This window comes from Pseudomonas viridiflava (genome assembly GCF_900184295.1).
GTDB lineage: Bacteria > Pseudomonadota > Gammaproteobacteria > Pseudomonadales > Pseudomonadaceae > Aquipseudomonas > Aquipseudomonas viridiflava.
This window is the reverse complement of record NZ_LT855380.1, coordinates 2,780,277-2,794,007: the sequence shown is the minus strand read 5'-3', so window position 1 is coordinate 2,794,007 and position 13,731 is coordinate 2,780,277. Positions and strand designations below refer to the sequence as shown.

The 13,731-nt window shown below is 59.9% G+C and carries 8 protein-coding genes; 4 read left to right on the top strand and 4 right to left on the bottom strand.

All coding sequences use genetic code 11. From position 1 onward, the window contains the following. Positions 1-88: 88 nt before the first annotated feature. The gene (locus CFBP1590_RS12810; protein WP_088235169.1) at positions 89-1,111 is read right to left on the bottom strand and encodes an acyltransferase family protein; all 1,023 of its coding nucleotides are present in this window, start codon (positions 1,109-1,111) and stop codon (positions 89-91) included. 190 nt (positions 1,112-1,301) lie between these two features. Further along, positions 1,302-3,605 (bottom strand): fatty acid cis/trans isomerase, encoded by a 2,304-nt coding sequence (locus tag CFBP1590_RS12805; RefSeq protein WP_088235168.1) that lies wholly within the window; start codon positions 3,603-3,605, stop codon positions 1,302-1,304. Between the two features lie 156 nt (positions 3,606-3,761). Between CFBP1590_RS12805 and metH the strand changes: the two genes are divergently transcribed. After that, positions 3,762-7,481 (top strand): methionine synthase, encoded by a 3,720-nt coding sequence (gene metH, locus CFBP1590_RS12800; protein ID WP_088235167.1) that lies wholly within the window; start codon positions 3,762-3,764, stop codon positions 7,479-7,481. Positions 7,482-8,052: 571 nt separating this feature from the next. Next, positions 8,053-8,283 (top strand): DUF2970 domain-containing protein, encoded by a 231-nt coding sequence (locus tag CFBP1590_RS12795; RefSeq protein WP_004884972.1) that lies wholly within the window; start codon positions 8,053-8,055, stop codon positions 8,281-8,283. Here CFBP1590_RS12795 and CFBP1590_RS12790 read toward each other — a convergent pair. Further along, complete coding sequence (locus CFBP1590_RS12790; protein ID WP_088235166.1) at positions 8,265-9,365, bottom strand: ABC transporter substrate-binding protein; 1,101 nt, start codon at positions 9,363-9,365, stop codon at positions 8,265-8,267. The genes CFBP1590_RS12795 and CFBP1590_RS12790 overlap by 19 nt on opposite strands. Before the next feature lie 536 nt (positions 9,366-9,901). Between CFBP1590_RS12790 and CFBP1590_RS12785 the strand changes: the two genes are divergently transcribed. Both CFBP1590_RS12785 and CFBP1590_RS12780 read left to right on the top strand, forming a co-directional pair. Further along, a complete protein-coding gene (locus CFBP1590_RS12785) occupies positions 9,902-11,560 on the top strand; it encodes a nitrite/sulfite reductase (RefSeq protein ID WP_088235165.1) in 1,659 nt (552 codons plus the stop codon). After that, positions 11,544-12,038 carry a DUF934 domain-containing protein gene (locus CFBP1590_RS12780; RefSeq protein WP_004884959.1) on the top strand — a complete coding sequence of 165 codons (495 nt, stop codon included), beginning with the start codon at positions 11,544-11,546 and terminating at the stop codon, positions 12,036-12,038. Before CFBP1590_RS12785 ends, CFBP1590_RS12780 begins: the two co-directional genes overlap by 17 nt. A gap of 657 nt (positions 12,039-12,695) precedes the next feature. On the opposite strand, the gene sohB is transcribed toward CFBP1590_RS12780, so the two are convergent. Beyond that, a complete protein-coding gene (sohB, locus tag CFBP1590_RS12775; protein ID WP_029242341.1) occupies positions 12,696-13,721 on the bottom strand; it encodes a protease SohB in 1,026 nt (341 codons plus the stop codon). Between the last annotated feature and the right edge of the window lie 10 nt (positions 13,722-13,731).

Sequence of the window (13,731 nt, the reverse complement as noted above, 5' to 3'; positions counted from 1 at the left end):
CAGACGTGCCAGCAGTTTACGCCAATCGAGTGCGCCGCACAAAGTCCTAGTATTCTTGTCGGAAAAGAGCCCGTCGGAAATGGACCCATCAGGAAAGCGCCCTGGCGGGCTGCACGGCGCGGCGCGCGTCCAGCCAGTCCTTGAGACGACGATACATCCCCTTCTCGATCCACTCATAACTCAGCCATGCGCCAATGGCGATGACCGGCACACAGAATGCGAACACCAGATAAGGGCTCAGACCGTAGCGCTGCGCCATCAGCAACCCTGCGTACAGCACCAGCACATGCAACAGGTACACCGAATACGAGCAATCGCCGAGCACCTTGAGCAGTCGACTGCCACGGAAGTAGGGTTCCAGCGAAATACAGGACAATACAATCAGTGCGCTGGGCAGTCCCCAGTTCAGCAGGCGCTGGTCATTGGTCAGGTGATTGATGGCGTACAGACCGACCGCGATACCCGCCAACGGCAGCCAGAGCGCCTCCTTGATCCAGCCACGGCGATACAGAATGCCGATGCCGATACCCAGCAGAAACTCGTAAATAATGTCGTTGCCGTAGAAGCGGCTGATCACCCCCGCACGCGCCAGCACCTCACTGACACCGAACAGCGCCGCTGCGATGATCAGCGGCCGATGGCGCTGTCTGAACAGAAATACCATGCTGAACAGCAGGTAAAAGAACATTTCGTAATTGAGCGTCCAGCCCACGTTCAGCGTGGGGTACAAGCCGTAACCGCCGGGATTTTCGGAGGGAATAAAGATCAGCGACAGCATGAAGTTCTGCCAGCCGATGACCTGGTGCGGCAACATGGGCGCCGCAGCCAGCAGCAACAGCGCCATGGCGGCGGTATACAGCCAGTACGCAGGGACGATACGAATCAGACGATGCAGGATGAAACGACTAGCGGGCATGTCGCTTTTCTGGGTAGAAAGGAAGATCACCAGTCCGCTGATCACGAAAAAGATATCGACGCCGACGGCGCCTTTGGAGACAAAGAATTCGCCAATGGGACCACTGGCCTTGAAGTCGTAAAAAATCTGCATGAAGTGATGACATACCACCACCCATGCTGCGAACGCCCGCAGGGCCTGTACCGAAATCAACATTGAAAAACCTCTACTGCCTGACTTTCAACTCAACCAGCAACCCGGGCTCGCGTCAGCGACAGGTTCCATGGCGCGCCCCCCCTCGGACCGCATTTTTGAAAAAAAGATCGTAGAAAACGGGATTCGTTCAGGTTTGCAGAGATGGCCGCAGGCCATATATCTCATGGCCTGCAGGCGGAAACGTACGGATTCAGAGGTTTTCGTAGCGGTTCATGTCGAGCACCGCCGCTTCACGCGGCGCAGTTTCCTGAATATAGCGGTTCAGGTCGTGGAAGTACGTCCAGAACAGCGGATGCGTCCGCCGGATGCCCCACCGCTGGACGATCTGTTCAAAGCTCGCCTGATCCTTGCTCTGCTGCATCGCATCGACGAACGCGGGCACTTCGGCAGCCGGCACGTTGAACATGAAGTTCGGGTAACTGCTGAGCACACCGGGATAAATGCTCAGCGTGTCCAGCCCCGGAATATAGCGGTAGGACTCACCCAGCAAGAACGCCACGTTGGTGTGGGCGCGGTTGCGCAACATGCTGTACATCTCCCGCTTGCCGGTGCCGTCCTCGATACGCAGCATCGTCGCTTCGGGCAACTGGTCGATGACCTTGAGCCCCGCAGCGGGACGCGACGTCAACCGGCTGAGCGCCTGCTCCGCCTGGGCAAAGCTGCTGCTCAGGCCCGGACGCGAACAAAACGCGCCATCACAGCGATTGATCGGATCGGGCGACGCATTGAGCGGGCCGACCCGCTGAATCAGCTTGTTGGCGAAGTCACGTACCGGGCTTTTCTTGTCCAGGCCGATGCCTGTGGGGGTGTCGTCGTCGATGTCCTGATAATCCAGCCACATCTTGACCTTGCCACTGTCCTGATACAGATCACCGAGCAGACCTTCGCGCAGGTCGGCAGGCATCAGGCGCAGGAAGTTGATTTCCGCGCCATTGCGGATCAGGTCGAAATACAGCCGCGTCTGGGCCTGATGCGAGACATTGCCATAGACGTCGAAATTGACCGCCAACTGGTAATAGGTGCGTTCCAGCAACGGGTAATCGAACAGCCACATTGAATGCGGCACGTCGCCGATCAGCCCCTTGGTCACCGAAGCACTGTCGAAATGGCGGAAGACGGTCAACAGTGCGTTGTCATTTCCGGTCCACAAATCGCCCCAGCCCGGTGGCGGTTTCTTCGCGTAGGTGTCGCGCCGCAGGTTCTCGTAGGCATTGCGACGATCACGATAGGACAGCCAGAGGCTCAGCACACTGCCGACGTTATCGTTCTGCCCGGGCATGGCCAGTAACGGCGTCGCCTCGCCCCGGTAAACCGCATCAGTCACGTAACGGTCGTGTCCGGGTTCCTGGAACATGACCCAGAACTGATCGCGGATCACGTCGGTAGCGATCTGCCCACGACAGACTGGGCCACGGATGAAGGTGCGCACGAAGTACTCGGCGTTATCGAGCATGAACTCATAACGCGCCTCGGCCGGAATGGCCTCGAAGGTCTGAAACGGATTGGCCCGATGTCCCGGACCGTAGCCGGGCAAGGCGTTGACCTTCCAGTCGTTGGCGTAGAACAGTTGCTTGACCCGGGCCATCTTCTGCGGGCTCAGCACGTAGGTGATATGGGTCTTGTGGACGATCACGCCCTGCACCGGCACCAGACGGTAGTAGACGTTACTGCCCGGATCATCGTTGGGGCGCCGCGTGGCAATCAGGTCAATCGGCTTGCCGGTTGGTGTTCGTGAGCGCACCCACTGATAGAAATGCCCCGCCGCGCCGTCTTCAAAGTAGATGTGGGCCAGAAACAGATGCTCGAACAGCCAGCGACCGACCAGCGCCTGATTGGCACCGGGCTGATTGAGCAGGTTTTCCCAGGCAAGAATCTGACTTGCCTCGGTGACCGTCGGCGTGATCGTCTGCGACTCAACCGGGGCGCCGGCGGCCAGCCAGCGCTGCAGCGTCTGGTATTCGGCGTCGGTCAGTCCTGCAACCGCCAGCGGCATGCCCTGCTGGGCATGCGCGGCCGCGTAGGCATTGAACTCGCCGGGCAGCGGGCAGACGTTTTCACGATTAATGCCCAGTGCAATGGTGTCCGGAATCTTGCTATTGGCAGGTAATGGCGCACTGCGCCCCAATTCCAGCATGCGCGCCATCAGCGCCGCCTGACTGCCCTGTGCATCCAGCACCGAGTAGAAGCCCTTGCCGCGCCACGCGTCGGTGTCGCGAGCGTCATAGAACAGACGGGTCGGCGCGGCGGCCTCGGTGCGCTCACCCTGATAGACCGGTATCTTGCTGGCGCCGCGACTGACGCCCTCGCCACTGCCCAGATTCAACTGACAAGGCGCGTCGTTGCAGGCATGACAGGCCACGCACTTTTCGGTGAGGATCGGTTGAATATCCCGCACGTAGGAAATGGCAGGCGACGAGACCGGAGGCGGTGTCTGGGCCTGAAGCACGCAGCAGGAAAAGAGCAGGACAATGCCTGCCAGCAAGCGGTGCGGCATGGAAACCGGGCTCTGAGAGTAAAAGCCGATGATTCTACAAGGCTATACACCGCCTCAACATGAACGATTTTCATGCAAAAGCCCCGACAACACCAAATCCGTTCCGGTTTGCTATTATCGCCTTCTTTAAGTATCGACCTTCTCAAGGTAGCCCTCATGTCCGACCGTAGCGCCCGCCATCAAGCCTTCATCAATGCTCTGAAACAAAGGATCCTGATCCTCGATGGCGGCATGGGCACGATGATCCAGAGCTACAGGCTTGAGGAGCAGGACTACCGTGGCAAGCGTTTCGCCGACTGGCCGAGCGACGTCAAGGGTAACAACGACCTGTTGATCCTGACGCGCCCGGACGTGATCGGCGCCATCGAGAAGGAATACCTGGACGCCGGGGCCGACATTCTCGAGACCAACACCTTCAACGCCACTCAGGTGTCCCAGGCCGATTACGGCATGGAATCCATCGTTTATGAGCTGAACGTCGAAGGCGCTCGCCTGGCGCGCAAGGTCGCGGATGCCAAGACCCTTGAAACCCCGGACAAACCGCGCTTTGTCGCAGGCGTGCTCGGCCCGACCAGCCGGACCTGCTCGCTGTCGCCTGACGTCAACAATCCCGGCTACCGCAACGTCACCTTCGATGAGCTGGTGGAAAACTATACCGAAGCCACGCGCGGCCTGATCGAGGGCGGCGCGGACCTGATCCTGATCGAAACCATTTTCGACACCCTCAACGCCAAGGCCGCGATTTTCGCCGTGCAAGGCGTGTTCGAAGAACTGGGCTTCGAGCTGCCGATCATGATTTCCGGGACCATCACCGACGCGTCCGGCCGCACCTTGTCCGGCCAGACCACCGAAGCGTTCTGGAACTCCATCAGTCACGCCAAGCCGATCTCGGTCGGTCTGAACTGCGCACTGGGCGCCAGCGAACTGCGTCCTTATCTGCAGGAACTGGCCAACAAGGCCAACACCCATGTGTCCGCGCACCCGAACGCCGGTCTTCCCAATGCCTTCGGTGAATACGACGAGCTGCCGAGCCAGACTGCAAAAATCATCGAGGAATTCGCCGAAAGCGGGTTCCTGAACATCGTCGGCGGCTGCTGCGGCACCACGCCCGCACACATCAAGGCCATCGCCCAGGCCGTTTCCGGCTATGCGCCGCGTCAGATCCCGGACATCCCCAAGGCCTGTCGCCTGTCGGGGCTCGAGCCGTTCACCATCGATCGCCAGTCGCTGTTCGTCAACGTCGGCGAGCGCACCAACATCACCGGTTCCGCCCGCTTCGCCCGCCTGATCCGTGAAGACAACTACACCGAAGCACTGGAAGTCGCCCTGCAGCAGGTCGAGGCCGGTGCGCAGGTGATCGACATCAACATGGACGAAGGGATGCTGGACTCGAAGAAGGCGATGGTGACCTTCCTCAACCTGATCGCAGGCGAACCGGACATTTCCCGTGTGCCGATCATGATCGATTCCTCGAAATGGGAAGTGATCGAAGCGGGCCTGAAATGCATCCAGGGCAAGGGCATCGTCAACTCCATCAGCATGAAGGAAGGCGTCGAGCAGTTCATTCACCACGCCAGACTCTGCAAGCGTTACGGCGCGGCGGTAGTGGTCATGGCCTTCGACGAACAGGGCCAGGCCGACACCGAGGCGCGCAAGAAGGAAATCTGCAAACGCTCTTACGACATTCTGGTCAATGAAGTCGGCTTCCCGCCGGAAGACATCATCTTCGACCCGAACATCTTCGCCATTGCCACCGGCATCGAAGAGCACAACAACTACGCCGTAGACTTCATCAACGCCTGCGCCTACATCCGCGACGAGCTGCCGTATGCGCTGACCTCCGGCGGTGTGTCCAACGTATCGTTCTCGTTCCGGGGCAACAACCCGGTGCGCGAGGCCATTCACTCGGTTTTCCTGCTGCACGCCATCCGCAACGGCCTGAGCATGGGTATCGTCAACGCCGGCCAGCTGGAAATCTACGACCAGATCCCGGCGGAACTGCGCGACTGCGTGGAGGATGTGGTGCTAAACCGCAACCCCGAAGGCACCGATGCGTTGCTGGCGATTGCCGACAAGTTCAAGGGCGATGGCAGCGTCAAGGAAGCCGAAACCGAGGAATGGCGCAGCTGGCCCGTGAATCAGCGCCTGGAACACGCGCTGGTCAAGGGCATCACCACCCACATCGTCGAAGACACCGAAGAGTCGCGCCAGTCGTTCAACCGCCCTATCGAAGTGATCGAAGGCCCGCTGATGTCTGGCATGAACGTGGTCGGCGACCTGTTCGGTTCCGGCAAGATGTTCCTGCCCCAAGTGGTCAAATCCGCCCGCGTGATGAAACAGGCCGTGGCGCACCTGATTCCCTTCATCGAATTGGAAAAAGGCGACAAGCCGGAGGCCAAGGGCAAGATTCTGATGGCCACGGTCAAAGGCGACGTGCATGACATCGGCAAGAACATCGTCGGCGTGGTGCTGGGCTGTAACGGCTATGACATCGTCGACCTGGGCGTGATGGTGCCTGCGGAGAAAATCCTCCAGGTGGCCCGCGAAGAGAAATGCGACATCATCGGCCTGTCCGGCCTGATCACGCCTTCGCTGGACGAAATGGTGCATGTCGCCCGGGAAATGCAGCGTCAGGACTTCCACCTGCCACTGATGATCGGTGGCGCAACCACGTCCAAGGCCCACACTGCGGTCAAGATCGAACCCAAGTACAGCAATGACGCAGTCATCTACGTGACCGACGCATCGCGTGCCGTGGGCGTTGCCACTCAACTGTTGTCCAAAGAGTTGAAGCCCGCCTTCATCGAGAAGACGCGCCTGGACTACATCGAAGTGCGCGAGCGCACCTCGGCACGCAGTTCGCGCACCGAACGCCTGAGCTACGGCGCTGCCGTTGCGAAAAAGCCGCAGTTCGACTGGGAACACTACACCCCTGCCCGGCCGACCTTCACCGGCACCCGGGTACTGAACGACATCGACCTGAACGTCCTGGCCGACTACATCGACTGGACGCCGTTCTTCATCTCCTGGGATCTGGCCGGCAAATACCCGCGCATCCTGACCGACGAAGTGGTTGGCGAGGCTGCCACCGCGCTGTTCGCCGACGCTCAGCAGATGCTGCGCAAGCTGATCGACGAAAAACTGATCAGCGCCCGCGCCGTGTTCGGCTTCTGGCCGGCCAATCAGGTTGATCACGATGATCTGGAAGTCTATGGCGAAGACGGCAAGCCGCTGGCAAAACTGCATCACCTGCGCCAGCAGACCATCAAGCCAGACGGCAAGCCCAACTACTCGCTCGCCGACTTCGTGGCGCCGAAGAGCAGCGGCCTGACCGACTACATCGGTGGCTTCATCACCACCGCAGGCATCGGTGCCGAGGAAGTGGCCAAGGCTTATCAGGACAACGGCGACGACTACAACTCGATCATGGTCAAGGCCCTGGCCGACCGTCTGGCCGAAGCGTGTGCCGAGTGGCTGCACCAGCAGGTGCGCAAGGATTACTGGGGTTACGCAAAGGACGAGGCGCTGGACAACGAAGCCCTTATCAAAGAGCAGTACATGGGCATTCGCCCGGCGCCAGGCTATCCGGCGTGCCCGGATCACACCGAAAAAGGCACCCTGTTCGCCTTGCTGGACCCGCTGCCGGAAGGCACGCCCGAGCACACCCCTGGCCGCAGCGGCGTGTTCCTGACCGAACACTACGCCATGTTCCCGGCGGCGGCGGTCAGCGGCTGGTACTTTGCCCATCCTCAAGCGCAGTACTTCGCAGTCGGCAAGATCGACAAGGATCAGATCGAGAGCTACACCGCCCGTAAAGGTCAGGACCTCAGCGTGACCGAGCGCTGGCTGGCACCGAACCTGGGTTACGACGAGTAAGCCGCAGCAATGTCAGACCGTCGCCGGGCACGAGTCGTTATACACAAGTCCGCCTCGACACTGATCGTGCCCATCGCTCTGCGTGGGTATGCCTCCCGTGACGCTCCGCGTCACAAATGGCACAGACTGTGGATTCAGTGAGCCGAGCGCATGACGTGGATAACGCTGGAGCTTGGGCACATATCTGCGCCACATTCGAGAGCGGACGCGGAGCGTCCTGGGAGGCATTCCCACGCGGAGCGTAGGAACGATCAGCGTGATCTCAAGCACGCCGATCATGCCCATGCTTGTGCTCAGCGTTATACCCGAGTCTTGCTGCGACCACGGACTGTGGGAGGCGGCTTGCCGGCGATGCTTTTTCTGAAGCGACCTGTCAGTGACTGAACTGACGCCATCGCCGGCAAGCCGCCTCCCACGGGTATGCATTCAGTCAGACACTTTCGTTTTGCCCCCCGTTTTGCGCGCGTTGCGACTTGTGTATAACGATGAGCGCCGGGCAATCCGGCGACGAGCTGCTCACCGCCGCAATGCTGCCTTGGCTAAGCTGAAGAGGCATTGGCAGGTGAGTGTTATGGACGAACCATCCGACGACGCTTCCAAAAACAAGGCACCCACGTTCAGGCAGATGCTGCACAGCGTTCTGGCAGCCGCGTTTGGCGTGCAGAGCGGCAAGAATCGCGAGCGTGATTTCACCTACGGCAAGCCTGCGCACTTTTTGCTGCTGGGGTTGTTGTTCACCGTGATTTTCGTTGCGATCCTGTTTGGCATCGTGCAACTGGTGCTTTACCTGGCGCTGGAATGAGCGTCCGGCAACATGTTTTTCAGTGAGAACGGTGAGTCTTCACCCGTCGCGCTCACGTTGAACGCCTGAACGTCGAGCCGGTAGCCTTCGTTTCGGGTCGCCTCCAGAAAACGCTGGGCATCCTGCCGTTCAACCAGATGCAGCACCTCGACGGTCCTCGCCCCGGCCTGCAGGTGAGTCTGTCGATGAGCCGTGTCATAGCGGTGCAACAGGATGATCGCCCAGCCGCCAAGGGTAAAGTGCCCGGTTGCGACGACACTGAGACGCCCATCCAACTGCGCCTGCAGTGACATGGAGGTGCCATTGATCGCACTGAACAGAACGTCCTTGCCCGGCTGGCCGCCCCGCTCGCGCAACGCGTCCATGGCGCCGAAGGCCATTTGTTCATTGGCGGACCAGACCAGACGAATGTCCGGATAGCGGTTGAACAAAACCCGCGCCTGCTCGAGCGCCCGATATCGCAACCAGCCACTGAGCACGATCTGACGCAGATGGACTTCAGGGTGCTCGGCGAGCGCACGACGCAGACCTTGTTCGCGATACAACGAGACGGGCGTGGTGTTGGTGCCGGAAAACGCCAGCATCTCCACCGTCCCGCCTCCTGGCTGATGCGGATAAAGACTGATAAGGCGTTTGGCAGTCAGGTAACCGCCCTCTTCGTCATTGCCGACCAGACTGCCGATAAAGTCGGGATAACGCATGGGAAGGTCACCGATGATACGAATCTGGTCTGCCGTGAGGGTGTTGTTCACAGCAAACAGTTTGACCCCACTGCCCAGCGACAAACGCAGAATCTCCGGGGCGACGTTGAGCTCGTTGGAGAACAGCAGATAATCGGGACGTGCCTTGCCCTGCAGCGTTTCGCGCGCCATGGCGAGCAGCTTGCGGGTGTCGCGGTCGGAATACAGCACCGTCAGCGTCATGTCGGTGGTGCGGGCTGCCGATTGCATGACCCGGACATAGCTGCGCCAATACCCGTCGCTCTCCGTGCCGGGACTGATAAACACCACCGTGGCTGCCCACGCCGAACTCGCCCACAGCCAGCCCATCAGGACCGCCAGACGAACCACGAACACCTTCATATATCCAGACCCTGAACCGCAGAATTGATCGCGCTATGGCAGATCTATCGGCGGCAACGGTCGGCTTCTGGAGCGTGTGCAGCAAATTCTCCGGGCGCTGCTATCGCCCGCTGACCCAGAACACGGCGGCACCTACGGCCAGCAGGATAATAAAGAGAATGGCCCAGGCATCCACAGAGCTGTCGGGCTTGGTCGTTTTGGGGTGCTTGCTCATCGCATCGCCTCTTGTCGGTCTTATGGGTGATTGCATATGAAAGGACTGAAGCAGGCTCTTCAGACAGTGATAACCGTCAGTTAAGTCGACAGTTGCCCACACGGCAAGCAAGGGTATGTTCAAACCCTTCAACGCTTATCGCTTTTAGTGATTTGCATATATATAAACATCACTTTTATCGATATCTGCAAACTGCTATCGTCGCCTCCGCTCCGTAGGGAGTGCGCGACCGTGCGCGCAGAATTGATCAGATGACGCAGTGGCTGCCTGCAATCGACCGCAGCGGCCCTGCTTCATTACGAAGCCTGAGAACAGGACCTATATGTACGTATACGACGATTACGATCAGAGGATCATCGAGGACCGCGTCAAGCAGTTCCGGGATCAGACCCGACGCTACCTGGCCGGGGAACTGAGCGAGGAAGAGTTTCGACCGTTGCGCCTGCAAAACGGTCTCTATGTCCAGCGTTTCGCCCCGATGCTGCGCGTGGCCGTTCCTTACGGCCAGTTGACCTCGCGCCAGGCGCGCATGATGGCGAAGATCGCCCGCGATTTCGACAAGGGTTACGCCCACATCAGTACTCGCCAGAACGTGCAGTTCAACTGGCCGGCGCTGGAAGATGTGCCGGACATTCTCGCTGAACTGGCCACCGTGCAGATGCACGCCATTCAGACCAGCGGCAACTGCCTGCGCAACGTGACCACCGATCAGTTTGCCGGTGTCGCAGCAGACGAACTGGTCGACCCGCGTCCATGGTGCGAAATTGTTCGCCAGTGGACCACTTTCCACCCGGAATTCGCTTACCTGCCGCGCAAGTTCAAGATCGCGATCAACGGTTCGAGCGGCGACCGCGCGGCCATCGAAGTGCATGACATCGGCCTTGAGCCGCTGCGCAACGAAGCCGGCGAGCTGGGCTTCCGCGTGCTGGTCGGCGGCGGCCTGGGCCGTACGCCCGTGGTCGGTGCCTTTATCAATGAATTCCTGCCGTGGCAGGACCTGTTGAGCTACCTCGACGCCATCCTGCGTGTGTACAACCGCTATGGCCGTCGCGACAACAAGTACAAGGCGCGGATCAAGATTCTGGTCAAGGCGCTGACCCCTGAAGTGTTCGCCGAGAAAGTCGAAGCGGAAATGACTCACCTGCGCGGCGGCCAGACCACACTGACCGAAGCCGAGGTTGAGCGCGTTTCGAAGCACTTCATCGACCCGCAATACAAGGCTCTGGCCGATCAGCACGCCGAACTGGCCGCGCTGGATGCCCAGCACCCTGGCTTCGCTCGCTGGCGCCAGCGCAACGTGTTCGCACACAAGAAGCCTGGCTATGTTGCCGTGACCCTGTCGCTCAAGCCGACCGGTGTTGCACCGGGTGACGTGACCGACAAGCAGCTGGACGCCATTGCAGACCTGGCTGATCGCTACAGCTTCGGCGAGCTGCGTACGTCCCACGAGCAGAACATCATTCTGGCGGACGTCGAGCAGACCGAACTGTTCACGCTGTGGAGCGAACTGCGCGAAAACGGCTTCGCCACGCCGAACATCGGCCTGCTGACCGACATCATCTGCTGCCCTGGCGGCGATTTCTGCTCGCTGGCCAACGCCAAGTCGATCCCGATTGCGGAATCGATCCAGCGCCGCTTCGATGATCTGGATTACCTGTTCGACATCGGCGAACTGGACCTGAACATTTCCGGCTGCATGAACGCCTGCGGTCACCACCACGTCGGCCATATCGGCATCCTGGGCGTGGACAAGAAAGGTGAAGAGTTCTATCAGGTTTCGCTGGGTGGCAGCGCCAGCCGCGATGCCAGCCTGGGCAAGATCCTCGGCCCGTCCTTCGCTCAGGACGCCATGCCGGATGTCATCGAGAAGCTGATCGACGTGTATGTCGAGAAACGCAACGAAGACGAGCGTTTCATCGACACCTATCAGCGTATCGGCATTGACCCTTTCAAGGAGCGCGTCTATGCAGCGAATCATTAAGAACAACGAAGTCATCGACGAGACCTGGCACCTGTTGCCCAAGGACACGACCTTCGACAGCCTGTCCAACTGTGACGACCTGATCGTGCCGTTGTCGCTGTGGCGCGAACATGGTCATGCGCTCAAGGCGCGTGATGGCGGTCTGGGTGTGTGGCTGGACAGTGACGAAGAAGCCGAGGAAATCGGCGCTGACGTCGATCAGTTCCAGGTCATCGCCCTGAACTTCCCGGCCTTCACAGACGGGCGCAACTTCTCCAACGCGCGCCTGCTGCGTGACCGCTACGGTTACAAGGGTGAGCTGCGCGCCATCGGCGACGTACTGCGCGACCAGTTGTTCTACATGCGCCGCTGCGGCTTCGACGCCTTTGCCATACGTCCCGACAAGGACCCGTACGAAGCGCTGGAAGGCCTCAAGGACTTCTCGGTGACCTACCAGGCCGCGACCGACGAGCCACTGCCTCTGTTCCGTCGCCGCTGATTGCGCTGACCCGCTGAAACAAAAAAGCACGGGCCTTCATTGAAGGTCCGGGCTTTTTAGTTGTGGCTTGCAAAGGGTTCGTGCCTCGGCTCTGCACTGCATCCTGAAGCGGACGCGGAGCGTCTTGGGCGGCATTCCCAAGCGGAGCGCTCGTCGTTATACACAAAAGTCTGCCTCAACCCTGATCGTGCCCACGCTCTGCGTGGGTATGCCGCCCGTGACGCTCCGCGTCACACATGTCACAGACTGCGGATTCAGTGAGCCGAGCGCATGGCTCAAGTCACCTTTTCGCCCCTCGGCGACCTACTTTGAGGGGCCAAAGTAGGCAAAGCCCGCTGCTCCGGTTCCGGCCCCGGCTTCGCCGGGGTTCCTTCGTCCTGACACTGATTCGGGGGTCGCTGCAAATGGGCCATCCATGGCCCAGTGCAGCTCAATCGGCATCCATGCCGATTGCCCCCCGAATCAGCGCCAGGACTCAGCCTTCACCCACGTCGCGTTCTGCAGTGTTCTCACCATCGCACTACAAAAGCACATCAGTGGGGCTGCCTCTCCGGATAGCCAGATGATTTGTGTATAACGATGAGCACGGAGCGGAGGAAAGATCCATGTGAGGACCTCTACTGATCGTGCCCATCGCTCTGACCGGAGAAGCAACGATCACCAGAACCGCTGCTGCGTCAGCCGCCCCCACCACTTGGCAACCAAACCATCTGCCGATGCAGCCGCTGCCATGCCCATGCGCTCCTGCAGGCTCTTGCGCTGTACGTAGTGCAGATGGAACACGTCGGCATCCTTGGCACGCTCGGCCAGGTACTCGTCACTGGTCTTGAGCTCATCCACCAGTTGCTTGTCCAGCGCAGCCATGCCCAGCCAGACTTCGCCGGTAGCGACTTCATCGATCGACAGCTGAGGACGGTAGCTGGCGACGAAGTTCTTGAACAGGTCGTGGGTGATGTCCAGGTCCTGCTGAAACTTCTCGCGGCCCTTCTCGGTGTTTTCGCCGAACACCGTCAGCGTGCGTTTGTATTCACCCGCGGTCAGCACTTCAAAGTCGATGTCGTGTTTCTTCAGCAGACGGTTGACGTTGGGCAATTGAGCGACAACGCCAATCGACCCGAGAATCGCAAACGGTGCGCTGATAATCTTGTTGCCGATGCAGGCCATCATGTAGCCGCCGCTTGCCGCGACCTTGTCGATGCAGATGGTCAGCGGAATGCCTGCCTGACGGATACGGGCCAGCTGCGAAGACGCCAGCCCATAGCTGTGAACCATACCGCCGCCGCTTTCCAGACGCAGCACCACTTCGTCCTTGTCGGTGGCCAGGGTCAGCAGTGCCGTGATCTCGTGGCGCATGCTTTCGGTGGCAGAGGCCTTGATATCCCCATCGAAGTCCAGCACGTAGACGCGGGCCTTCTCTTCGACCTTGTCCTTCTTCTCTTTCTTCAGCGCCCTGGCCTGCTCCTTGCGAAGCGCCTTGAGGCGATCCTTGCCCAGCAGCGACTGCTCCAGACGCTCGCGCAGACCTTTGTAGAAGTCATTGAGGCGTGTGACCTGCAATTGTCCGGCGGTTTTGCGACGTCCCTTGCCACGCATGGACGCAATGGCGACCAGCACCACGATGATGGCAACCACCAGCGTGACTGTCTTGGCCAGAAAACTGGCGTAATCGACAACGAACTCCACGGATAATCCT

Excerpts from the sequence above, each read along its gene's own strand:
- CFBP1590_RS12790 (WP_088235166.1), bottom strand. The coding sequence starts at position 9,365 with ATGAAGGTGTTCGTGGTTCGTCTGGCGGTCCTGATGGGCTGGCTGTGG.
- CFBP1590_RS12810 (WP_088235169.1), bottom strand. The coding sequence starts at position 1,111 with ATGTTGATTTCGGTACAGGCCCTGCGGGCGTTCGCAGCATGGGTGGTG.
- metH (WP_088235167.1), top strand. The coding sequence starts at position 3,762 with ATGTCCGACCGTAGCGCCCGCCATCAAGCCTTCATCAATGCTCTGAAA.
- CFBP1590_RS12795 (WP_004884972.1), top strand. The coding sequence starts at position 8,053 with ATGGACGAACCATCCGACGACGCTTCCAAAAACAAGGCACCCACGTTC.
- CFBP1590_RS12805 (WP_088235168.1), bottom strand. The coding sequence starts at position 3,605 with ATGCCGCACCGCTTGCTGGCAGGCATTGTCCTGCTCTTTTCCTGCTGC.
- CFBP1590_RS12785 (WP_088235165.1), top strand. The coding sequence starts at position 9,902 with ATGTACGTATACGACGATTACGATCAGAGGATCATCGAGGACCGCGTC.
- CFBP1590_RS12780 (WP_004884959.1), top strand. The coding sequence starts at position 11,544 with ATGCAGCGAATCATTAAGAACAACGAAGTCATCGACGAGACCTGGCAC.